General features: G+C 68.1%; 17 protein-coding genes. 16 read left to right on the top strand and 1 reads right to left on the bottom strand.

Annotation, left to right across the window (positions count from 1 at the left end; all coding sequences use genetic code 11):
- The 7 genes from VFQ05_03970 to VFQ05_03940 form a co-directional block, all read left to right on the top strand.
- Positions 1 to 565 (top strand): sigma-70 family RNA polymerase sigma factor (locus tag VFQ05_03970; protein HET9325907.1); only part of this gene is annotated, 565 nt, incomplete at its 5' end.
- On the top strand, positions 562 to 1,587 hold the full coding sequence (locus tag VFQ05_03965; protein HET9325906.1) for a FecR domain-containing protein: 1,026 nt from the start codon (positions 562 to 564) through the stop codon (positions 1,585 to 1,587). The genes VFQ05_03970 and VFQ05_03965, both read left to right, overlap by 4 nt.
- A 155-nt stretch (positions 1,588 to 1,742) precedes the next feature.
- Positions 1,743 to 2,123: a hypothetical protein gene (locus tag VFQ05_03960; protein HET9325905.1), complete on the top strand. Its 381-nt coding sequence runs from the start codon at positions 1,743 to 1,745 to the stop codon at positions 2,121 to 2,123.
- A gap of 179 nt (positions 2,124 to 2,302) precedes the next feature.
- Complete coding sequence (locus VFQ05_03955; GenBank protein HET9325904.1) at positions 2,303 to 3,271, top strand: NAD(P)-dependent oxidoreductase; 969 nt, start codon at positions 2,303 to 2,305, stop codon at positions 3,269 to 3,271.
- Positions 3,272 to 3,360: 89 nt separating this feature from the next.
- Positions 3,361 to 3,984 (top strand): hypothetical protein, encoded by a 624-nt coding sequence (locus tag VFQ05_03950; protein ID HET9325903.1) that lies wholly within the window; start codon positions 3,361 to 3,363, stop codon positions 3,982 to 3,984.
- A gap of 91 nt (positions 3,985 to 4,075) precedes the next feature.
- On the top strand, positions 4,076 to 4,369 hold the full coding sequence (locus tag VFQ05_03945; protein ID HET9325902.1) for a transcriptional regulator: 294 nt from the start codon (positions 4,076 to 4,078) through the stop codon (positions 4,367 to 4,369).
- A 15-nt stretch (positions 4,370 to 4,384) separates the two neighbouring features.
- The gene (locus VFQ05_03940; GenBank protein ID HET9325901.1) at positions 4,385 to 5,116 is read left to right on the top strand and encodes a di-trans,poly-cis-decaprenylcistransferase; all 732 of its coding nucleotides are present in this window, start codon (positions 4,385 to 4,387) and stop codon (positions 5,114 to 5,116) included.
- Between the two features lie 13 nt (positions 5,117 to 5,129).
- Here VFQ05_03940 and VFQ05_03935 read toward each other — a convergent pair whose 3' ends face one another.
- A complete protein-coding gene (locus tag VFQ05_03935; GenBank protein HET9325900.1) occupies positions 5,130 to 6,947 on the bottom strand; it encodes a DUF4153 domain-containing protein in 1,818 nt (605 codons plus the stop codon).
- Positions 6,948 to 7,070: 123 nt separating this feature from the next.
- On the opposite strand from VFQ05_03935, the gene VFQ05_03930 reads away from it, so the two are divergent.
- From VFQ05_03930 to VFQ05_03890, 9 genes are all read left to right on the top strand, one after another.
- Positions 7,071 to 11,048: a S8 family serine peptidase gene (locus VFQ05_03930; protein HET9325899.1), complete on the top strand. Its 3,978-nt coding sequence runs from the start codon at positions 7,071 to 7,073 to the stop codon at positions 11,046 to 11,048.
- Between the two features lie 63 nt (positions 11,049 to 11,111).
- Positions 11,112 to 12,725 carry a carboxyl transferase domain-containing protein gene (locus VFQ05_03925; protein HET9325898.1) on the top strand — a complete coding sequence of 538 codons (1,614 nt, stop codon included), beginning with the start codon at positions 11,112 to 11,114 and terminating at the stop codon, positions 12,723 to 12,725.
- 177 nt (positions 12,726 to 12,902) lie between these two features.
- Positions 12,903 to 14,657, top strand: a complete 1,755-nt coding sequence (locus tag VFQ05_03920; GenBank protein ID HET9325897.1) for a L,D-transpeptidase family protein — start codon at positions 12,903 to 12,905, stop codon at positions 14,655 to 14,657.
- A gap of 95 nt (positions 14,658 to 14,752) precedes the next feature.
- Positions 14,753 to 15,733 (top strand): hypothetical protein, encoded by a 981-nt coding sequence (locus tag VFQ05_03915; GenBank protein HET9325896.1) that lies wholly within the window; start codon positions 14,753 to 14,755, stop codon positions 15,731 to 15,733.
- 176 nt (positions 15,734 to 15,909) lie between these two features.
- Positions 15,910 to 16,788 carry an XrtA system polysaccharide deacetylase gene (locus tag VFQ05_03910; GenBank protein ID HET9325895.1) on the top strand — a complete coding sequence of 293 codons (879 nt, stop codon included), beginning with the start codon at positions 15,910 to 15,912 and terminating at the stop codon, positions 16,786 to 16,788.
- Positions 16,785 to 17,555: a formyltransferase family protein gene (locus VFQ05_03905; protein ID HET9325894.1), complete on the top strand. Its 771-nt coding sequence runs from the start codon at positions 16,785 to 16,787 to the stop codon at positions 17,553 to 17,555. Before VFQ05_03910 ends, VFQ05_03905 begins: the two co-directional genes overlap by 4 nt.
- Before the next feature lie 92 nt (positions 17,556 to 17,647).
- Positions 17,648 to 19,864, top strand: a complete 2,217-nt coding sequence (locus VFQ05_03900) for a glycosyltransferase family 39 protein (protein HET9325893.1) — start codon at positions 17,648 to 17,650, stop codon at positions 19,862 to 19,864.
- A 9-nt stretch (positions 19,865 to 19,873) separates the two neighbouring features.
- Positions 19,874 to 20,656 carry an enoyl-CoA hydratase-related protein gene (locus VFQ05_03895; protein HET9325892.1) on the top strand — a complete coding sequence of 261 codons (783 nt, stop codon included), beginning with the start codon at positions 19,874 to 19,876 and terminating at the stop codon, positions 20,654 to 20,656.
- A gap of 57 nt (positions 20,657 to 20,713) precedes the next feature.
- Complete coding sequence (locus tag VFQ05_03890) at positions 20,714 to 22,213, top strand: biotin carboxylase N-terminal domain-containing protein (protein ID HET9325891.1); 1,500 nt, start codon at positions 20,714 to 20,716, stop codon at positions 22,211 to 22,213.
- Position 22,214 lies beyond the last annotated feature (1 nt).

The following is a 22,214-nucleotide window of genomic DNA, read 5'->3' as shown; positions in this document are numbered from 1 at the left end:
TCACGCTAACGGTCGTGCCTCCTGGATCGTCACTCGGAGAGTGAGACCCGCGGAATCGAGCGACTCGATCCCGGCCTTGGTCGCTTCCGCACAGAACGGGGACCGAGGAGCGTTCGGGCGCCTCTATCAGCTCTACGGCCGCATGGTGCACGGGGTGCTGCTGGCGCGCGCGCCGGCTCACGAGGTCGACGATCTGGTCCAGGAGGTCTTCCTGAAGGCGTTGGGGCAGCTCGGCTCGCTGCGGGACTCGCGCGCCTTCGGCGCCTGGATCGCGATGATCGCCCGGCATACCGCGATCGACCGAGCTCGGGGCCGCCACGACGTGGTCGAGCTGAGCGACGAGATGGCCGCTCCGGAGTCTCATGACGATGAAGCGCGCCGAGTGCTGCGGCTCATTCGCGACCTGCCCGAAGCCTATCGCGAGACCCTCATGCTGCGTCTGGTGGAAGGGATGAGCGGTCCCGAGATCGCCGAGCGCACGGGAATGACCGCGGGCTCGGTGAGGGTGAATCTTCACCGCGGGATCGGAATGCTGAGGGAACGGCTGACCGGAGAAGCCACGTGAGCGATCGCTACCTCTGGGACAAGGGCGGGCCTCCCGATCCCGAAGTGCAGAAGCTCGAGCAGCTGCTGTCCAGGTACGGCCACCATGAGCGGCCGCTGAGCCTTCCCGAGGAGATGCCGGTGACGACCCCGAAGACCCGGCGGCGTCCGGTGTCGCGACCGATGCGGTGGCTGGTCGCGGCGGCGCTGATCGCCGTCCCGGTGCTCGCCGGCTTCTGGCTCTTCGACACGTTCACCTGGCGGGTGGCGGCGACGAGCGGGGCGCCGCAGGTGGGCGAGCGCGAGCTGCGCGGCCGGGGCCGCATCGCGCTCGGCTCGTGGATCGAGACCAACGCGGGCTCCAGCGCGCGACTCGAGATCGGGCGGATCGGCTTCGTGTCGATCGCCCCGAACAGCCGGCTGCGCGTGCTGCGCCGGCAGGGTCAGGTTCACCGTCTTGCGCTCGAGCGCGGGGCGCTCGAGGCTTACATCCTGGCGCCGCCGCGCCGCTTCGTCGTCGATACGCCTTCGGCCACCGCGGTCGATCTCGGTTGTGTCTACGAGCTCGAGGTGGATCCCACGGGCGCGGGCAGCCTGACCGTGGTGGCGGGATGGGTGAGCTTCGAGAGCCACGGACGGGAATCGTTCGTCCCGGCAGGGGCGCGCTGCACGACTCGCCCGGGCCGGGGCCCCGGCACGCCTCACTTCACGGATGCCCCGCCCGCGCTCAAGAACGCGCTCTTCGACGTGGATCGCGCGGAAGCCGACGCGCCCGACTCGGCGCTGTCGCGGGTGCTCTCGAGCGCGCGCCGCGAGGATGCCTTCACGCTTTGGCACCTGCTCGTGCGGCTGGCTCCGGCCGATCGTTCCACCGTCTACGACCGTCTCGCCGTCCTGGTCCCGCCTCCCCGGATGATCACCCGGGAAGGCGTGATCGGCGGCGACCGCGCGATGCTCGATGCCTGGTGGGACGCGCTCGGCCTCGGCCTCACCAAGGACTGGCGCCGGTGGAAAGGCGCCGATCCGGGCCAGCGCCGGTCGTGAGGGACCGCCCCTGGCGCCCATCCGACTGCTCCCGCTAACGGCAGGACTCGGCGCCTCGTCCTTGAGGATGTCCCGGCGGACTCGAGCCGCCGTGAGCGACGTCCACCAGTCCGAACGGGCGGGGTCCGTCACGGCCCTCGCGAAAGGAGCGAGCGATGCGCAAGCAAGGAACGATGCTGATGGCATTGGCGGCGATGGTGGCATTCGTGGCCGCCGCGGAGGCGGGAGGCCGGGCGCGAGTCGAGCTGAGTCAGGCGCCAAGGCAGGTGACGGCCGGCAAGAGCTTCGACCTCGCGATCAAGGTCGTGCCGGAGAGCTGGAGCCACAAGCGCAACATCGAGCCCCTGGTCGTCGCGCAGTGCGGCGATCTCAAGGTGACGTCATCGGCCGTGGCGCTGGCGCAGACCAATCACTATCGCGCCAGTCTCAAGCTGCCCTCGGCGGGCGCCTGGAAGGTCCGCGTGGACAGCCGGTACTGCGAGACCGTCATGAAGCCGGTGGAGATCCAGGCCCTGGCCGCGGTCGCGAAGCGCTGATCCAATCGATCGCGATCGACGCGGGGCTCGAAGCCAGACGGATGGCCCCGCGTCGTCGCGCGTGGATTTGCGAAACCATGCCTCGCTCCTTAGTCTCGCTCGCCCTGGTCCCGCGTTCGGGCGGCCAGGCGACCCATGTCCGATGAGGACGCATTACGGCACCGCGGGCGGACTCCACATTGATCCTGGTCACGGGAGCGGCAGGCTTTCTCGGTCGCGAAATCGTTCGCCAGCTCCATGAGCGCGAAGAGCCCATCCGCGCCGTGGACATCGTCGAGGATCCCACCCAGGCGCCACGGGGCATCGAGCGGATGCGGGGGGACCTGGTCGATCCGGCCTTCTGCAGGAGCGTCGTGGCCGGCGCCCGTGCGGTCATCCACTCGGCCGCGGTGCAGTTCCACACGCCCGGTTGCCCGCGCTTTCGCATCGAGCCCTTCTTCCAGCGCAACGCGTCGATGACGCGCGCGCTGCTCGACGCGGCGCACGAGGCAGGGGTGAAGCGCTTCGTCTTCGTCTCCAGCGACATGGTGTACGGCCCGCCTGTCCCTCCGGTGCTGCTCCGCGAGGACGCGCCGACGCGTCCCGTGGGGCCCTATGGCCGCAGCAAGGTGGTAAGCGAGGCGCACTGCAGGGCGGCGCGCGGGAAGTTCGAGGACGTCACCGTCTTGAGACCGAGCGTGATCATCGGTCCGGGCCGGCTGGGACTCATGAAGAAGCTCTTCGACATGGTCCGCACCGGCCGGTCGGTGCCGATGTTCGGTCCCGGGAACAATCGCCATCACATGATCGCGGTCGACGACCTGGCGCGCGCCAGCATCCTGGCGCTCGACAAGACCACGAACGGCACCTACAACATCGCTTCACAGAACCCGCCCACCACGCGCCAGATGCTGTCCGAGCTGTGCCGCCGCGCGGGCTCTTCGTCGAAGCTGGTCTCGCTGCCGACGGCTCCGCTCCAGCTCGCCCTGAGTCTGTTGTGGAGCGTTCGCCTGTCGCCCATGAACCCCGAGCAGTACCTGATCGCCCCGGTGGATTACGTCCTCGACACCTCCGCGGCGCGGGAGGCGCTGGGCTTCGAGGCGCGACGCCACGACACCGACACCATGGTGGACACCTACCGCTGGTACGTGGAGACCCAGGCCGCCTGACGCGAACCGCCGATCTCCAGGCCCTGGCGCGCGAAGGCTACTTTGCAGTGAAAAGTCCTTGGCAGCGAGCCCGCCGAGCCTCTACAGTGATGGCCATGCGATCCGTGTCACCCCTGATCCCGCCCGAGCGCACCCGGTCCCCGGAGCTGCAGGCCCGCGCCTTCGAGAACCTGGGCTACATCCGGCGCACGATGGAAGAAGCCGGCTCGTTCACGGCGATCTCCGGCTGGGCACAAGTCGCCATCGGATTCACGGCGCTCGGGGCCGCCTGGCTGGCGCACCACCAGCCGACGAGGTCGGCATGGCTCGCGGTGTGGGTGGGCGCGCTCGCGCTCTCGATCGTCATCGCGACCATCGGCATGGTGAGGAAGTCCAGGGCGGCAGGAGCCTCCGTGTTCGCAGGGCCGGCGAGGCGATTCGCCATGAGCTTCCTGCTCCCGCTCGGAGCCGGCGGCTTGCTGACGATCGCGCTCGATCGCGCAGGTCTCCACCAGGTCCTCCCGGGAACCTGGCTGCTTCTGTTTGGCACCGCGGTGGCGTGCGGAGGCGCGTTCTCGGTGCGGATCGTTCCCGTCATGGGCATCTGCTTCATGGCGCTCGGCGCCGCGGCGCTCTTCATGGATCCCGCATGGGGCGACGCCATCCTCGCCCTGGGCTTCGGCGCGCTCCTGATCGGCTTCGGCGTGACGATCGCGCGGAGGTACGGTGGCTAGGGGAGGAGCGGAAAAAGCCATGCGCACCGATCGTCGCGGCCTTCCCCGCAAGGCGCCGCTGGGCCGGATCGGCGGCGCGCCCGACGGTGGAATGCCCGACCTGGATCGCGTCATCCACGAGCGGCTTCGGCTCGGCATCGTCAGCGCGCTCGCGGTGAACGAGTGGCTCACGTTCAACGAGCTCAAGCACCTCATGCGAACCACCGACGGCAACCTGAGCGTCCACGCGCGCAAGCTCGAAGAAGCATCGTACGTGGAGTGTCACAAGTCCTTCGAAGGCCGCCTTCCCAAGACCCGCTTTCGCCTGACCGCCAGCGGCCGCAAGGCGCTCGAGCGTTACCTGCAGCACATGGAGGCCCTGATCCGGGCGACTCGCGCCCGCTAGCGGTGCTCTATTCCCATGGCCCATCATCTCTCGGTCGTCGGACGCGCAGGACTTCACGTCGGCATCATCATGGACGGGAACGGAAGGTGGGCGGAGCGCCGGCGCTGGCCGCGTGTCGCCGGTCATCCGGCGGGCGCCGCCGCCGTCCGGCGGGTGGTCGAAGCCGCTCCTGGTCTCGGCATCGGCGCCCTCACGCTGTACGCCTTCTCGGCCGACAATTGGCGCCGCCCGCGCGAGGAAGTCCGGCGCCTCATGGCGCTGCTGCGTGAATACCTGAGGAATGAAGTCGCGCGCTGCGTGCAAAACGGCGTGCGCGTGACCGCGATCGGACGCCGGGATCGTCTCCCGGCCAGCGTCCTGCGAGCGCTCGAGCAGGCCGAGGCGGCCACCGCCCAGGGCCGTCGCCTGCACCTGCGCCTGGCGCTCGACTACTCCTCACGCGACGCGATCGTGGCCGCGGCCTGCTCGGACCAACCGCCGAGGACGCGCGAAGAGCTCGCGCGCCGCCTCGCCGGGGACGGCCCCGCCGAGGTCGATCTGATCATTCGCACCGGCGGCGAGCAGCGTCTGAGTGATTTTCTCTTGTGGGAGTGCGCCTACGCCGAGCTGTGGTTCACCTCGGTGTGCTGGCCGGACTTCGAGGCGGCCCATCTCGCCGAAGCGATCCGCAGCTTCGAGGACCGGGATCGGCGCTTCGGAGGTCTCAGCTCCGAATCCGGCTCCAGCCCCCGCCGCGCCCGCGGATGAGCGGAGATCCGAACTAGCGCAGGCGGAAGAAGAGCGCGCCTTCGAGCTGGTTGACCTCGATCTTCGAATCGCCGAGCGAGGTCGAGTCGACCTCCACCGTGCCGTTCATTCCCCACGCCACGAGCCGGGCATCCAGCCCCTGGCCCTCGGCTTCGACGGTCATCTCGGCGATCGATGGGGGGACCTGCATCGACGGGTAACGCGAGCGCAGACGCCAGGCCAGCGGAGCGACGGGCAGCGAGACCGAGACGGAGTCGCCGCGAATGGCGAGCACCCCTTCCCGGTCGAACGTCACCTCGAACCGCCGTCCGTCCAGCCACAGGGTCTTCGAAGGCGAGTTGGCGATGGAACGGAAGAAGTTGATCGTGGTCATGGCGTGGTACCCGCCCAGCGTGACCGCCGTCAGCGTGTCGCTGACCCGCGTGTGCGGATAGAACGAGAAACCCTCGTGCTGGCTCTGCCATGGCGCGACGTAGACCAGTCCCATCGCGCTCATCAATTGGGCCGCGGAGATCTCGCCCCGCGGCGGCAGCTCCCGCAACGCCTCGGGCTTGAACCATCCGGTCAATCCGGCCGCACGATGGACGCGCGTGAGGTAGTCGAGGCTGGCGCTGATCGATTTCCGGGTGACGAAGCCGACCGGAGCCTTCGCGATCTGCGCCTTCCCGCCGCGCAACAGGCCATGGCGCTCCAGGGTCGATCGCAGGCGAGCGAGCTGATCCCCGCGCGACATGCTGGCGGCGCCCCACGGCCCGAACGACGCCAGCACCGCGACCGCGCACAGCGACACCGGGATCACCCGGATGTCCCGCCGCCGTGACAGCAGGAAGTACAGAGCGACGCCGGCGATCCACAGCCCGAACCCCAGCAGCAGATAGCGCTTCTCGGTGAGCCCGTACTCCGACAGTCGCCGCCAGGTGCCCAGGATCAGCAGCGCGACGAGCGGAAACAGCGAGAGATAGAAGCTGCGCGCGTAGGCACGCACCCAGCGGCTCTCGCTGGCCTCGCGAATGGGATGGACGAAGAGCAGCGCGAGCATGCCGAGCACGGAGAAGCCGCTCACCAGATAGCCCACGGTGCCGCGCGGCCACTCACGCTGGATCACGATCTGGATCAGGTAGCCGTAGAGGATCAGGAGGTACAGCGTCACCAGCGGGATGAGGATGTACTGGGTCAGGATCCGGAGCGCCCGCGGGTACACCGGCGACGGTCCGCCCGGAAGCGGATCGTCGATGCCGCCGCAGAACACCCAGGTGTTGAACGCGAATGCCACCACGATCCACAGCCGGAAGTACGCGGTGCCGGGGATCTTCAGCGAGAACAGATACTGGACGGTGGCCATGGCCACCGCGATCCCGACGAACACGAACGCCGAGTAGACGACGCTGAGCAGGAAGCGGATGAACAAACCCTGGTTGTAATCCCAGAAGGCGTCATCGCTCCCGCGGCCGAGATAGGGAAGGAACGCCACGAGGAGGTGCGACGCCAATGCGGCGAGCGCCAGATGGATGGTGAAGAGCTCCGTGCTCTGCGCGTACGAGGAGAGGAAGACGAGCGTGAGCACGAACACCACGACCAGCATCGAGATGCGACGCGCGCGCCGGTGGAGGACGCCGTTCTCGGACGCGGTCGCGATGGCAAAGGTCAGCGGGATGGCGAGCGCCAGCGTGACCAGGAGCTCGATCCAATGGCCCTGGACCTGCTTGTCCGGACGAATGGCGATCACGCCCACCAGCGCGCAGATCATCCCGGCCGACACGGTCTCCGGGAAACGGCCGAAGGCCGCCCGGGCGGCGAGCGTCAGCTCGTCGAGCGAGGGAAGGCGCCTCATCGGATCAGCACAGGGGTCGGGTGACCGAACATGAAATCATGATGGTGTCGGGACCGGGGACAGGCGTAGCATCATTCCTCCGCTGGCCGGCCATCTCTGGATTTCGGGTCCTCTGTTCCTTCGATGAAGCGGTCTTTCCTTCTTACCGTGCTGCTCGCGCTGTGGTCGGCGCCCTCGGCACGGCCCGCGAGCCTGGACCTCCCGGTCTGGCGCCCCGCCTCCCCGCTCCAGGCAGTCCCCGCTTATCGCGCGGACCGGCTGAGCCTCCGCCTCTCGCCCGAAGCCGCCCGGGCTGCGCGGTCCGGCGCCGTTCGTGGCTCGGCGCGAGCCCTCGGCGTTTCGGCCATCGACCGGGCCCTCGCGGCGCTCGGCGCGACCATCCGTCCCGAGTTCCGCGGCGAGACGCCGCCTCCGGCCGGTTCGTCCGCACCGGACTTCACCGCCTTCTATCTGGTCGATCTTCCTCCCGACGTCGAGCTGTCCTCGGCCCTCGACCACTTCGCGAGTCTTCCCGAGGTCGCCGGGGCGAGCCCGGTTGGCGTCGCCTCCGTGGCCGCGATCCCGAACGACTCGCTCTGGGCCGGCTCCTGGCATTTCTATCAGCAGAGCCGGCGCGACATCCATGCGCCGGAGGGGTGGGACATCACGCAGGGCGACACCTCCATCGTGGTCGCCATCATCGACACCGGCGTCATCCCTTACCACCCCGATCTGGGGGGTGTCACACCCGGATCCTCCGGACAGATCTGGACCAACGCCCAGGAGGCCAACGGCCTCGAGGGCGTTGACGATGACGGAAACGGCTACGTGGATGACCGGCATGGATGGGACTTCGTGGCATTGCCGCTCGGTGGCGACTATGCCGTGGGGGAGGACTGGCGCGACGAGGACAACGACCCCAACGATTTCGTCGGTCACGGCACGAGCGTCGCGGGCCTGGTGGGCGCGATCACCGACAACGGAATCGGCGTTGCCGGCACCGCGTGGAAGGTGCGACTCCTGCCGCTCCGTGTGGGATGGGCGACGGTGCTCAATCCGACGGGCGTCGTCGACATGTCGTACATCGCGCAAGCCATCCGCTACGCGACCCTGAACGGGGCGCGGGTGATCAACATCTCGCTCTCCACCACGCCCCTCACCGAGCTCTCGCTCGCCGTCTCCGCCGCGCTCGAATCCGGCGTCAGCGTGGTGGTCGCGGCCGGGAACAACGGCTCGACGAACGGGATCCCCGACTTCCCCGGGCTGATCAACGTGAGCGCGACCGATCGCAACGACGTCATCCCCCCCTGGGCCAACGTCGGCGCGTACGTGGACTTCATGGCGCCGGGAGCGGCGATCCCGACCACGAACCTGCGCCGAACCGGACCCGACAGCCTCGGGATGCGGCAGTCCGGATACGTCGCGGACGCGAACGGCACGTCGTTCGCGGCGCCGATCGCTTCCGGGGCGGTGGCTCTGATCCAGTCCGTGCGGTTGCAGAAAGGGCAGCCGCTGCTCGACCCCATGCTGTTGAAGCTATCGTTGATGTCCGGCTGCGACGACATCTCGGCCGCCAATCCAGGGGCTTCTTCGAACTACTACGGTGCGGGCCGCCTCAACCTCGAGCGCACGCTCACGAGTGAATCTGAAGTCCGGCTGGCGAAGCTTCCCGGCGTCGTGAACGGACACGTGATCGAGTTCACGCGGTCGAACGGACGACGTGCGCTGGCCGCGAGCGTTTCGGTTCGCGCCCTGTCGCTTCCGTGGCGGGACCTCCTGCTCTTCCTGGACGCCGAGACGCTGACGCCATTTCGGGAAGTCGATCTCAACGGCCGTACGCTGCCTGAGCTGACGGCCGGAGACCTCGGTGGAGGCCGGGGGCTGGGCTTCTTCGCGGCCGATGGATACAGGATCGTCGGATTCGGTGGGGGTGGAGCCGCGCTCCCGGGATGGCCCGTCCTGGCGTCTGGCATCGTCACCACCCCCGTACTGGGCGATCTGGATGGCGATGGTGAGCTGGACATCGTATCCGTGGTGAACGACGGATACGGCTTCCAGTCGGTGTATGCATGGAATTGCGAAGGACGTCTGCGACAGGGCTTTCCCGTATCTCTGGGTCAGAGGACCAATCTTTCGCCGGCGCTCGCGGATCTCGATGGCGCCCCCGGGCTCGAGATCGTGGTGCAAGACGCCGACCAGCACACGTGGGCGCTCCGCCATGACGGCCGGGCGCTGCCGGGGTGGCCGGCTTCCACGCCGGGGGTGGCGCAAGCTTCGCCCGTGGTCACGCGCCTCGATGGCGAGCCCCTCGTCCTGGTGTTCAACCGGCGCAATTGGTACGGCCTTCGAGCGAACGGGCAGATGGCGCTGCAGCGCGATTTCCCGGCGGATGTCGGCGCCATGGATCCCGTGCTGGCCGACCTGAACCAGGATGGAACCGAAGACTTGCTGGTTGCCACCAGCTCCTCGCTCGACGCCTGGTACCTCGGCCCCGCGGCCGCACCGTCGGCCTTCTGGCCGCAAACGCCCGAGACCGCCATGACCGAGCCGCCGCTGGTGGGCCCGCTCATCGCGGATGCCGGCCCGGAAGTTCTTCAACCCACGACGAGCCTTCCGCTGGCGTTCCGAAGCGATGGTTCGAGGATTCGAAGCCCGATCCGCAGTCCCCTGGGTCGACTGACATGGCTTTCGCCGACCGGAGGTCGCTCGACGATTTGCACTCCGACCAGCGCGGGATTGGTCCTATTCGACATCGAGGGATCCGAGTCTGCGACGTGGCCCGTCGCCCGCGGGAACTTCGCGCGCACGGGGTGCACGGTGGGAGCGCCCCCCATGAGCCAAGCGGACGAAACGCCGCCAGTCGCGATCACCGATCTCAGATCGGAGGCGACGTCCGCATCGATGGTCCGATTGATCTGGACGACGCCCATGGATCCCGGTGGAGTGGGTCGGGTGGTGGCTTACGACCTCCGGTACTCGCCGGGGCCAATCTCGCCGGGCGAGTTCAATCTGCTGCCGGCGGTGAGCGTGCCGCGCTTCGTGCGGGTGGCAGGCGAGGCAGAGACCCTGAACGTCTTCATCCCCGCCGGCGACACGCGCTACTTCCGAATACGCGCGCAGGATGGCTCAGGGAACTGGGGCGCGGTCTCCAACCAGACCACGGGCGGCGAGGTCTCGGCGACGCCGGATCCGGTGACCGGCCTCGAGGTGACCGGTTCCAGCTCGAGAGAGATTCAACTGCGGTGGACCGCAACGGGAGACGACGGCCCAGTCGGGCGGCCCGCCCGTTACGAGATCGCCGCATCGCCTCTCTTCTTGACCCCCGAGGAGTTCGACCGCACCCCGTTCGCGACCACACAGGTGGCGACCGTGAACGCCGGAGCCACGGAGGCGACGGTCATGGGCGGACTGCCTGCGGACACGCGCTTCTGGATCGCGGTGCGCGCGGTGGACGACGAAGGGAACCGCTCCGAGATCACCGATCGGGTGCAGGCTTCGACGGAGGCGATCGGCGCTCATGTCGACGACGTCCTGCCTCCCGCGGCGGTCACCGATCTTCGCGGCGGTTTGGTCACTTCGAACACGGCCAGGCTCATCTGGACGGCTCCCACCGATGACGCGGCGCTGGATCGAGCCGTTCGCTACGAGTTGCGCTGGTCGATGGCACCCCTCGCCGAAGACACCTTTGCGTTCGGCACCGTGGTGCCCACGCCAGCCTGGCCACGTCCGGGAGGCGCCGCGGAGACGTTGTGGGTGCAGCCGCCGACCTCGGGCCGGCGCTTCTATGCGTTGCGGTCCTTGGACGCCGCCCTTCATGTCAGTGCGCTCTCGAATGTGTTCGAGCTCATAGCACCCCACTTCGGACTCGAGCTGGCGAGCAACCCGTCCCGCTCTCCGGTGCGCTTCCTGTGGAATCTGGGAACGGAAACTCGAGGAAGCCTGGTGCTCCACGACGTGACCGGACGCCGTGTGCGCGACATTCCAATCGAGACTGGCTCATCGGGACAGGTGGCGTGGAACGGCGACGATGTCGATGGCCGGCGCATGCCGGCGGGTCTCTACTTCGCCGTGCTCTCCACGCCGTCCAGGCGGACCGTCACGCGCCTCGTGCTGCTGCCGTAGCGCTTCCTGGGCGCGGCTTCGCTCCTCTGCTATACCTTGCCGGCCTTACGGCCCGAGGAGCGCATGGAGCTGATCGAGTCCCATCTCGATACCCAGAGCGAAGAGTTCCAGAGCAACGCCGCACATCACCGCGCACTCGCGGCCGACCTCAGGCGGCACCTGGAAGCCGTCAAGCTGGGAGGCGGCGCCGATTCCGTAGCCCGCCATCGCTCGCGTGGCAAGCTGTTCGTGCGCGAGCGGATCGAGCGCCTGCTCGATTCCGGCACCGCGTTCCTCGAGCTGTCACCGCTGGCAGCGCACGGTCTGTACGAAGGGGATGCGCCGTGCGCCGGGCTCGTCACCGGCATTGGCATGGTCCACGGCCGCGCGGTCATGGTGGTGGCCAATGACGCGACCGTGAAGGGCGGCACGTACTACCCGATGACCGTCAAGAAGCACGTGCGCGCGCAGGAGATCGCGCTCGAGAACCGGCTGCCGTGCGTTTACCTCGTGGACTCGGGCGGGGCATTTCTGCCGCTCCAGGCCGAAGTGTTCCCGGACCGCGATCATTTCGGCCGCATCTTCTTCAATCAGGCCCGCATGTCTGCGCTCGGCATCCCGCAGCTCGCGATCGTCATGGGATCGTGCACCGCGGGAGGCGCCTATGTGCCGGCGATGAGCGACGAAGCGGTGATCGTCCGCAACCAGGGCACCATCTTCCTGGGCGGTCCGCCGCTGGTGAAAGCGGCGACCGGGGAAGAGGTGACCGCCGAAGAGCTCGGAGGCGGGGACGTCCACACGCGGATCTCCGGAGTTGCGGACCATCTGGCGGACGACGATGGGCACGCGCTCGAGATCGCGCGCGATATCGTGGCCCACCTCTCGGGAGCCACGTCAAAGCGCCCACGGCTCGACTTCCGCGAACCGGAGCCGCCGCGCTACGATCCCCAGGAGATCTACGGTCTCCTGCCGCGCGATCTGCGCACGCCCTACGAAGTCCGCGAGGTGATCGCCCGTCTCGTCGACGGCTCGCGCTTCCACGAATTCAAGGCGCGCTACGGCGCGACGCTGATCACCGGGTTCGCGCACCTGCACGGCATGCCGGTCGGCATCCTCGCCAATCAAGGGGTTCTGTTCAGCGAGTCGGCGCTCAAGGCCACGCACTTCATCGAGCTTGCGTCGCAGCGCGGCGTGCCGCTGCTCTTCCTCCAGAACATCAGCGGCTTCATCGTCGGCAAGCAGTACGAGCACGGCGGAATCGCCAAGGACGGCGCCAAGATGGTGCACGCCGTCGCCAACGCCCCGGTGCCGAAGCTCACCGTGGTGATCGGCGGCAGCTTCGGCGCCGGCAACTACGGCATGTGCGGGCGCGCGTACCAGCCGCGTTTTCTCTTCATGTGGCCCAACAGCCGCATCAGCGTGATGGGCGGCGAGCAGGCGGCGTCCGTTCTGGCGCAGGTCAAGCAGGCCCAGCTCGTGTCCGCCGGCAAGAAGATGAGCGCGGCCGACGAGAAAGCGGTGAAGCAGCCGATCCTCGAGAAGTACGAGACGGAGGGCAGTCCCTACTACTCCACGGCGCGACTCTGGGACGACGGCATCATCGACCCGGCCGAGACGCGCACCGCGATGGCGCTCGCCCTCGCCGCGACGCTCAACGCACCGATTCCCGCGATGCGCTTCGGCGTGTTTCGGATGTAGCCGAGATCCTCGACCGCGCGAACCTCCACCGACCCCGAGTCGCTCCACGGTTTTCAACATTTGTGCAGGACGTGCTCGCTTGCCGTTCGCGCCTCGAGCGTTCGCAGCATATTCACCGCATGATTTCACGTCCTCGGGTTCGGTGACTGTCAAGGCTCGCTCCTTGCGAGAGCGGCCGTGTCACGGCTCGCATTCATCCAGCATCCCATCGCAGGGGAGCGCATGACCCGACCGTCGCTCATCTCACATGGACTCCTGTGGATCGTTCTCGCCCTCACGGCGCTCTCGTGCCGCTCCAGTGAGTCGGACGGTGAGATCGCGCGCGTCATTCGCCAGCGCGTAGGGCCGGCCGGATGGTTCCAGAAGCGCGCGACGGTGGACGACGACGACATCCAGCCGCTGGTGAGGCGCTTCTACAAGAATCGAGAGTACCTGCCGGCCTGGACGCACATCGACGGGCCCACGCGCGATGCCGGTGCGTTGCTCGAAGCCCTCACGAATGCTCGAGCCGAAGGACTGAACCCCGCGCAGTACGACGTCGAACGGCTCCAGAAGGCCATCGGGAAGAGCGGAGCGCCGGGGCTTGCCACCGAAGCGCGCATCGCGCAGGCCGCGGCGCTCGACATCGAGCTGACCCGCAACTTCCTCAAGCACGCATCGCATCTCTACAGCGGGCAGGTGAACCCGGTGCAGCTTCCGGCCGACTGGCACATCAAGCCGCGCAGGCGCGACATGGTGGAAGTGCTCGAACATGCGATCTCGCGCCACCAGGTCGAGTCGTCGCTCGAGTCGCTGACGCCGGGATTTCCGCAGTATGAGGAGCTGCGCAAGGCGCTCGCCGACTACCGCCGCATCGAAGCCGAAGGAGGCTGGCCCAGAATCCCATCGGGCGCCACGCTTCGCCGAGGCGGCTCCGGCGCGCGCGTCGACTCGTTGCAGCGGCGGCTCAAGGTGACCGGGGATCTGGGCGGCCGCTATCGCGCTGGGCAATTCGATGCCGCGACCGAAGCGGCGCTCGAGCGCTTCGAAGCGCGCCATGGACTGGAGTCAGACGGCGTGGCCGGACCCGAAGACCTGCGTGCCCTCAACCTGCCGGTGACGCACCGCATTCGTCAGATCGAGCTGAACATGGAGCGCTGGCGCTGGCTTCCCGACTCGTTGATCGGTGATCGCTACCTGATGGTCAACATCCCCAACTACTCGCTCCAGGTGGTCGAGAACGACCGCACGGTGCTCGGCATGCGCGTGGTGGTCGGCAAGGATTACTCGAGGACGCCGATGTTCACCGACGAGATCTCCTACATGGTGTTCAACCCGGTCTGGAACGTTCCCTCGTCGATCGCCTCGCAGGAGATCCTTGCCGAAGTCCAGCAGGACCCGGAGTACCTCCAGCGGAACAACATCCGGGTCTTCGAGAACGAATCCGATCGTGCGGTCGAGGTGGATCCCCAGCAGATCGACTGGGCGTCGATGTCACCCGAGGACTTCCACTACAACTTCCGGCAGGACCCCGGACCCGAGAACCCAGTCGGTCACGTGAAGTTCATGTGTCCGAACCAATTCAACGTCTACCTCCATGACACTCCGGCCAACCAGCTGTTCGCGGCCCGGGAGCGAGGTTTCAGCCACGGCTGCATCCGGGTCGAGAAGCCGATCGATCTGGCTGCCTACCTCATGAAGGATGAGGGCTGGGACGATGCCCGGGTCGTCCAGGAGTTCGGGACCGCCGACAACACGAGCGTCAAGGTGCCCCGCCCCATTCCCGTACACATCTTCTATTGGACGGCTTTCACGGACGAGAGCCAAGGCTTGCAATTCCGTGAAGATGTTTATGATTTTGATCATCTTCTCGACAATGTGATCCGCAGCAAGCGACCCGACATCAAAACCCCGGTGCGGGCGGCGATCACCCCGACAGTCGTCGAGTCCTGAAAACCCCACGAACCAACCACTCCGCATCCCAAACCCACGCTGTACCCAAGACCGTCTGATCAGCGAGGATCGCTCGCCTCGTGCTGGGAGAACGCATGCTCTGGGAATTCCTTGTCGGCCTCTTGCTGCCCTATGCCAACTTCGCCCCCGGGCAGGATCCGGGAGCCCTCGCAGTCCCCTCGGTTCCGGTCGTCGATTCGATCACCGTCGAAGCCTACTCACCGCAGCGCACCTTCGCGGTCCGCTTCGGAGACGTGGAGAACGACTACCGGGTGATGGCGATGTTCGTGCTGCCGAACGAAGCCGTTCCGGTCACGGTGACGAATTCGGCTCGAGAGTACGACCTGGCGACGGCCGAAGGGCTGGCGGCGTCGGTCGGGCGCGGGGCGTGGAAGTGGACGGCGCCGACCAAGCCGGGGCTCTATCCCATCGAGATCCGTGAGCGCGGAACCGATCAGTCCATGACGCTCAACGTCTTCGTCATGGTGCCCTTCTCCGCGGCGCGCCGCGGTTCGATCGGCGACTACCGCATCGGGCGTTATCCCAGCCCGCGGTCGGAATTCTACGTGCGGCCCCGAGGATTCGTCCGGGTGACGCCGGACATGAAGGACGTCGCCGTCTCTCCGCACTTCCAGCTCGGACAGTTCCTGTGCAAGCAGGCCGGCGGGCCTCCCGAGTACCTGGTCCTGCGGCAGCCGCTGCTGCAGAAGCTCGAAGAGGTGCTGGCGCGGGTGAACAGCCAGGGGCACGAGGCTCACACGTTCACGCTGCTCAGCGCGTATCGGACGCCGTCGTACAACGCGGCCATCGGCAACGAAACCAGTTTCAGCCGCCATCATTACGGGGATGCCGCCGACATCTTCGTCGACGCCGACGGCGATGGACGGATGGACGACCTCAATCGCGACGGCCGTCACACGCTGGCGGACGCCCGCTGGCTCGGGCGGCTGGTCGAGAGCGTCCAGAACGATTCCGACGACCTGATCGGCGGGCTCGGCACCTACCAGCCGACGTCGGCCCACGGGGCCTTCGTTCACGTGGACGTCAGAGGATTCGAGGCGCGCTGGGGCGCATAGCCTCGCCGCGGAACCGGCGAGGGGCGGCCTTCCCGCTTGTCCTCCCGGCCCATCATCGTCGAGACTGCTCGGTCGGACTTCCCGGTGCGGGTGCTCCGGGAAGTCTGATCTCGTTTCCCCGACATCCTCGTTCAGCCCATGCTTCCGGTTTCGCCGGAAGAGGCCATGGAGTTGGCGTGCACCACAACGGCATCCCCAACGTATTCAGCGTCGACGTCGAGGACTGGTATCAGGGCCTCGAATTCGACATGGATGACTGGGGTCCCTTCCGGCCGCGCATCGATACCGGTCTGGACGTGTTGCTCGATCTTCTCGAGCAGGCTGGCGTCCGAGCCACGTTCTTCACGCTGGGCTGGCAGGCGGAGCAGACCCCCGGCCTGGTTCCGCGCCTGGTCTCCCGAGGGCACGAGATCGCCACCCACGGGTATTCGCACCGGTTCGTCTACCAAATGACGCCCGACAACTTCCGCCGCGAGCTCAGGCGATCGATCGATGTTCTCGAGCAGCAATCCGGGCAGAAGATCATCGGGCACCGCGCTCCTTACTTCTCGATCACCGCGGATTCATTGTGGGCGCTCGACATCCTGGCCGAGGAAGGCATCCGTTACGACTCCAGCATCTTCCCGACGCTCAACTATCGCTACGGGATCCCAGGAGCCGACCGCTACCCGGGTTGGATCCGCACGCCTTCCGGAGCCTGGCTCTACGAGATTCCGCTCAGCACCGTGCGCTTCCCTGGGCGCGACGCGCGGTCCGGGATCAACCTGCCGCTCGGCGGAGGCGGTTACTTCCGCCTCTATCCCTACGCCGTGACCCGAGGCCTCGCGCGGCACCTGCGCCAGCGCGAGGGCAAGGGCCTCATCTTCTACGTGCATCCCTGGGAATACGATCCCGATCAGCCGCACGTGAAGATGCCACGCAAGGTCCCCGAGATGACGCACTACTTCAACCTCGGCTCCACCGCATCCAAGACGCGCCGACTGCTCGCCGACTTCGCGTTCACGACCATGGCGGGCGCCTTCGCGGACGTTCTCGAGAAGCCTCCCTCTTCGTGAAAATCTTCGTCCTCACCCAGGAAGACGCCTTCTACATTCCGCGCATCCTCGACCTGATGTTCGAGCGACGCCGCGACATCGTCGGGGTCGGGATCGTTCCCGGCGAGCTGCGGCGCGGACATGCGCTCAAGTATCTGAGCATGATGGGCCCGCGGGACTTCGCGCTTCAGCTCGGCAATCTCGCGTTCCATCGGTTCATGGACTTGTGGGGGCGCTTCACGACCGGCGCGCGAAGCTATTCCGTGACCGGGGCGGCGCGACGAGCGGGAGTGCCTTCGGAAGTGGTCCCCAAGGTCAACGATCCCGAGTTCTCCCAGCGGCTCGAGTCGCTGGGGGTGGATCTCATCGTGTCGATCGCCTGCCCGCAGAAGATTGGCGCCCGGCTGCTCGCGCTGCCCTCGCGTGGATGCATCAATCTGCACGGCGCTCTGCTGCCCCGCTATCAGGGCATGCTGCCGTCGTTCTGGGTGCTGGCGAAAGGCGAGCAACAGACTGGCGTGACCGTGCACTGGATGGACGAGAAGCTGGATCACGGAGATGTGCTCCTGCAGGAGCATCTCGCGATCGAGCCGGCCGACACGGTGCATTCCCTGGTGCTGCGATCGAAGGTGGAGCTGGGGAGACACTTGCTGCTGCGAGCCATCGATCTCATCGAGCGCGGCGTGGCGCCCCGGCAGCCGATGGATCTTTCCAAGGCCAGCTACTTTTCGTATCCCGATCCGGCGGCGATCGCCGAGTTCCGCGCTCGCGGCCGGCGTTTCATCTAGCCGTGTCACGGGGCGGTCGCCGCGGCCGGGCCCAGCACGCGGAGCGTCCGCGACCCGATCCATCCTCGACCGCGCGCGCGCCCGCTCCATCGATGTCCGCGGCGCTCTGGGGCATCCTGCTGCTCGCTCTGGGGCTGCGGCTCTGGCACGTGGCGGAAGGGCTGCCCGACTTCTTCGAGGAAGCCTTCCCATTTCGGCGCGCCTTCGAGATGGCGGGCTTTGGAAGCGCGCGTCCGGACTGGAATCCACGCGCATTCCATTACCCGTCGCTCTCCTTCTATCTCCACCTCGTGGTGCAACAAGCGCTCTTTCTCGCGGGTCAGATCGCCGGGGAGTATCGGAAGTCCGCGGACTTCTTCGTCGCGTATCAGATCGATCCCACGCCGATGGCGCTGGCCGGACGTGCGCTCGGCGTGGCGGCGGATCTGGCGACCGTGGTGGCCGTGGCCCGCATCGGAGAGCGGTTGAGGCGGGGCGCGGGCCTGCTCGCCGCGCTGCTCGTCGCCTTGTCGGCGATCCTGATCCGACAGTCGCACGCCATCGTCACCGACGGCCTGATGACGGCCTTCGCGGCGTGGGCGCTCGAGCGCATGGTCGTCTATCGCTCGAGCGGGCGGTGGAGCGCGTGGGTTCTGGCGGCCATGCTCACCGGGCTGGCGGCGGGCACCAAGTATCCGGCCGCGCTCCTCGCGCTGCCGCTCCTGTGGACGATCTTCGCCCGCGCCGAGCCGCGGCGCGGGATCCGGACGCTCTACGCGGTCGTCCTCGCGGGGTTGGTCTTCGCGGCCACTTCGCCTTTTCTGATCTCGAACTTCGCCCAGGCGCGCTTCGACTGGCTGCGGATCGCGAACCTGGTCGGCGAGGGCCAGCTCGGCAGCTTCGGCAAGCCCGGTGCCCTCTATTACGTGCGTCTGCTCGCGCGGGACTTCGGCTGGATCGCGCCGCTCGCGCTGGCGGCCTCGCTGCTGTGGCTCCGGCGCCGAACCCAGGGGACGCGCGGGATCTCGATCGTCTGGCTCTATCTGGTCGCATTCCTCCTGCCGATCCTGCTCGGTCGTGTCGAGTTCGAGCGCTATCTCGCGCCCGTCGTGCCGGCGATCGCGCTGCTCCTCGCGGCGACCGTCCTCGAGCTTCCCGACCTTCTCCCGCGGCTCGACGCCCGCGCTCGCGGAATCGTGCGCCTGCTGCTGATGCTCGCGGTGGCCGCGCCGGCATGCGCGTCGGCCTTCACCGCCGCTTCGGTTGGAGGCGACACCACCCAGGGACAGGCACGGCGGTTCGTGGAACGCATGGTCGGCGCCGATCAGCTGCTGGTGCAGGAGGCTCACGGCGCCGCGGTGCGCGAACGCAGGGAGCTCCTTCGCATCGTGGCGACGCCGGCCTATGCGGCCAGCGATTCCTCATGGCGGCGACGCTTCGAAGGGCTGCCGGTGGCTCGCTCGGTGCGGCTGCCTCTGCTCGTGGCGGGCCGCGCGGTCGTGGTCGCTCCGGATTCGCAGCGGGGGCGCCGTGAGATCGAGCTCTTCCCGAGCAGCGCGGACCTGAACCGCGTTTTCTATGAGCCCGCGCTCTTCATCGGCGTGGACTGGGTGCTCACCAGCGACGCGGTGCGCGGGCGGTACGAATCGGATTCCACGCGCTATGCGGTTCAGCACCGCTTCTATCGATTGCTCGAGAGCGCCGCCGACAGCGTGATCGTGTTGCGCTCGGGAGGCACCGTGACCGGACCGGAGATCCGCATCTACCGGCTCGGCGCGCGGTTCCGTTCCACCGTCACGACGCCTCTGGATCCTCTGTGGTGGACGAGGGACATCCCGCCGGGGGCGCGCGCCGAGCTCGCCTCCGCGATGAGCCCGATGGGCGTGCCGCGCGCCGAGCTCGATCCACCGCCTTCGTGGGTGCTGGCGCTCGGCGTGATCTACGAGCAACAGATCCAGCCTTTCGCCTACGCGCTGGCTCTGGAGCTCCACGAGCTCTCCCGTTGCGATCCGGCCGAGGCGCTGGCGAGGTCGATCCTGAAGATGGATCCCGCGCACGTGCAGGCGACCGGGCTGGTCGCCACCTGCGCCGAAGCGCGAGGCGACTGGATCGCGGCGCGCGATGCGGTGGCGCGGCTGCTCGAGCTGCGCGATCCGGAGCGACGCTCGCTGCCGGACATCCGTCTTGAGTACGCGCGACTTCTGGCGCAGACTGGCGACCGCGACGAGGCGCGTCGGCAGTTGAATCGCGTGCTCGGAGCACCACTCACCGTCGGCGACACCCAGCGCCGCGCCCGCGCGATGCTGCAGGCGCTCGATTCCGAACGATGACTTGAGGGAATGATCGTGCCGCTCATCGAGTCGATTCGCGACGGCGGTGTGGCCCGCGTCTGGCTCAACCGCCCGGATCAGCACAACGCCCTTTCTCCCGAGCTCGGGGCCGAGCTGGCCGGCGTCATGCACGAGCTGGCGCACGACGATTCGGTGCGCGTGGTGGTGCTGGGCGGGCGGGGCCCTTCCTTTTGCGCCGGCGCCGACATCGGGGCGATGAAGGCATCCGCCCACCTGACCTTCGAAGAGAACATGGCGGAAGCCGAGAAGCTCGCGCGCATGTTCGCCGCGCTCGGCGACTTTCCCAAGCCGGTGGTCGGACGCATCCAGGGCAACGTCTACGGCGGCGGCGTCGGGCTGGTCTGCGCCTGCGACATCGCCGTGGCGGCCGATGACGCGCGATTCGGGATCACCGAAGTGCGTCTCGGCATCCTGCCCGCGGTCATCAGCCCCTACGTGATCCGGCGGCTCGGCGATCGCCACGCTCGTGAATACATGCTCACCGGCGAGCGCTTCGACGCGGCGACGGCCGAGCGTATCGGGCTCGTCAGTCACGTCGTCCCGGACGCGGGGCTCGACGCCAAGGTCGAGGAGCGCGTCCATCAGCTGCTCTCCGGAGCCCCCATGGCGCAGCGGCGCGTGAAGACCCTGCTCGAGCTGTGGGCCGACTCACCGTGGGAGGAGTACCGGGCGGCGCTGCCGCGGACGCTGGCGGAGGTCCGCTCGGGCGACGAGGCGAAGGACGGCCTGGCCGCGTTCTTCGAGAAGCGCAAGCCTCGCTGGCAGGTCTAGGCCGCTCCGCGGGGCCGGGTTCGCGCCCTCGTCGAGCGCTCCTGTAGGATCGGTTTCATGTTCCGCAAGGTCCTGATCGCGAACCGCGGCGAGATCGCATGCCGCATCGCGGGCACGCTGCGCGAGATGGGGCTCCGTGCGGTCGCCGTGTGCTCCGAGGCCGACGTGGACGCCCTCCACGTCCGTACGGCGGACGAGGTCCAGCTCCTCGGTCCCGCCGAGCCGCGCGCGTCCTACCTGAACACCGAAGCCATTCTCGCCGCCGCAAGAGCGAGTGATGCGCAGGCGATCCACCCCGGCTACGGGTTCCTGGCCGAGAACGCGGACTTCGCGGCCGCCGTCGAAGCGGCCGGGATGGTGTTCCTTGGTCCGACGGCCGAGCAGATCCGGACCATGGGCGACAAGCGCGCGGCGCGGGCGATCGCGCGGCGCCTGGGAGTCCCCGTGGTGCCGGGCGCCGAGGGGGAAGATCCGGGAGCGCTGGCCGCGGCGGGCAGGAAGATCGGTTATCCGCTGCTGCTCAAGGCCGCCCTCGGCGGCGGGGGCAAGGGAATGCGGGTGGTGGCGAGCGAGGCCGAGCTGCGCGATGCCTTCGAGAGCACCCGGCGCGTCGCGCTGTCCGGATTCGGGGACGGCGCCGTCTACGTCGAGAAGAGGCTCGAGCGCGCGCGCCATGTCGAGGTGCAGGTCGCCGGCGACGGCGCGGGCGCGGTCATCCACCTGTTCGAGAGAGAGTGCTCGCTGCAGCGGCGCCACCAGAAGGTCGTCGAGGAATCTCCGTCGCCGGCGCTCGGCGAACGGCTGCGCACCCGGATGCTGAACGCGGCGATGGACGTGGCGCGCGAGGTCCGTTACCGCGGCGTGGGCACCGTCGAGTTCCTGGTCGCGGGAGAGGAATTCTGGTTTCTCGAGATGAACACCCGGCTCCAGGTCGAGCACCCCGTGACCGAGCTGACCACCGGGATCGACCTGGTGAGGCTCCAGCTCGAGATCGCGGCGCAGAACGAGCTTCCGTTCGGCGGTTCGGAGATCGTCCGCCACGGGCACGCGATCGAGGCGCGCGTCTACGCCGAGGATGCGGCCGCGGGCTTCCTGCCCCAGGCGGGCGTCGCCACTCGGGTGCGCTGGCCACGCGGTCCGTTCATTCGAGTCGACGCGGGGATCGAGTCGGGCGATGCCGTGCCGGTTCACTACGACCCGATCCTCGCCAAAGTGATCGCGGTCGCGCCCGATCGCTCGCTGGCCCTCGCGCGGCTCGCGCGCGCGCTCGACGATGCGCTCGTGCACGGCGTCACCACCAACCTGCCGTTCCTTCGCGCCCTGGTGCGCGCTCCCGAGGTGGAGCAGGCGCGCGCCGACACCGAGTGGATCGAGCGCGAGTTCATGGCGGTCTTCTCGGCGATGGCCGGCGCGCCGGCGCCCGAGCTCGCGCTCGTCGCGGCCGCGCTCACCGACGGAGATGGCGCTCACCGGCGCCATGCTCCCGCCGGCCACGAGACCGCCGGCGAAGCGCCGTTTCGCGCCGTGGGGCCATGGCGACTTCCGGGCCTCGATTGAC

The sequence above is a fragment of the Candidatus Eisenbacteria bacterium genome (assembly GCA_035712145.1).
In the GTDB taxonomy this organism is placed as follows: Bacteria; Eisenbacteria; RBG-16-71-46; order RBG-16-71-46; family RBG-16-71-46; genus DASTBI01.
Note: the sequence above shows the minus strand (reverse complement) of the source record. Positions and strands in the feature narration are given on the sequence as shown.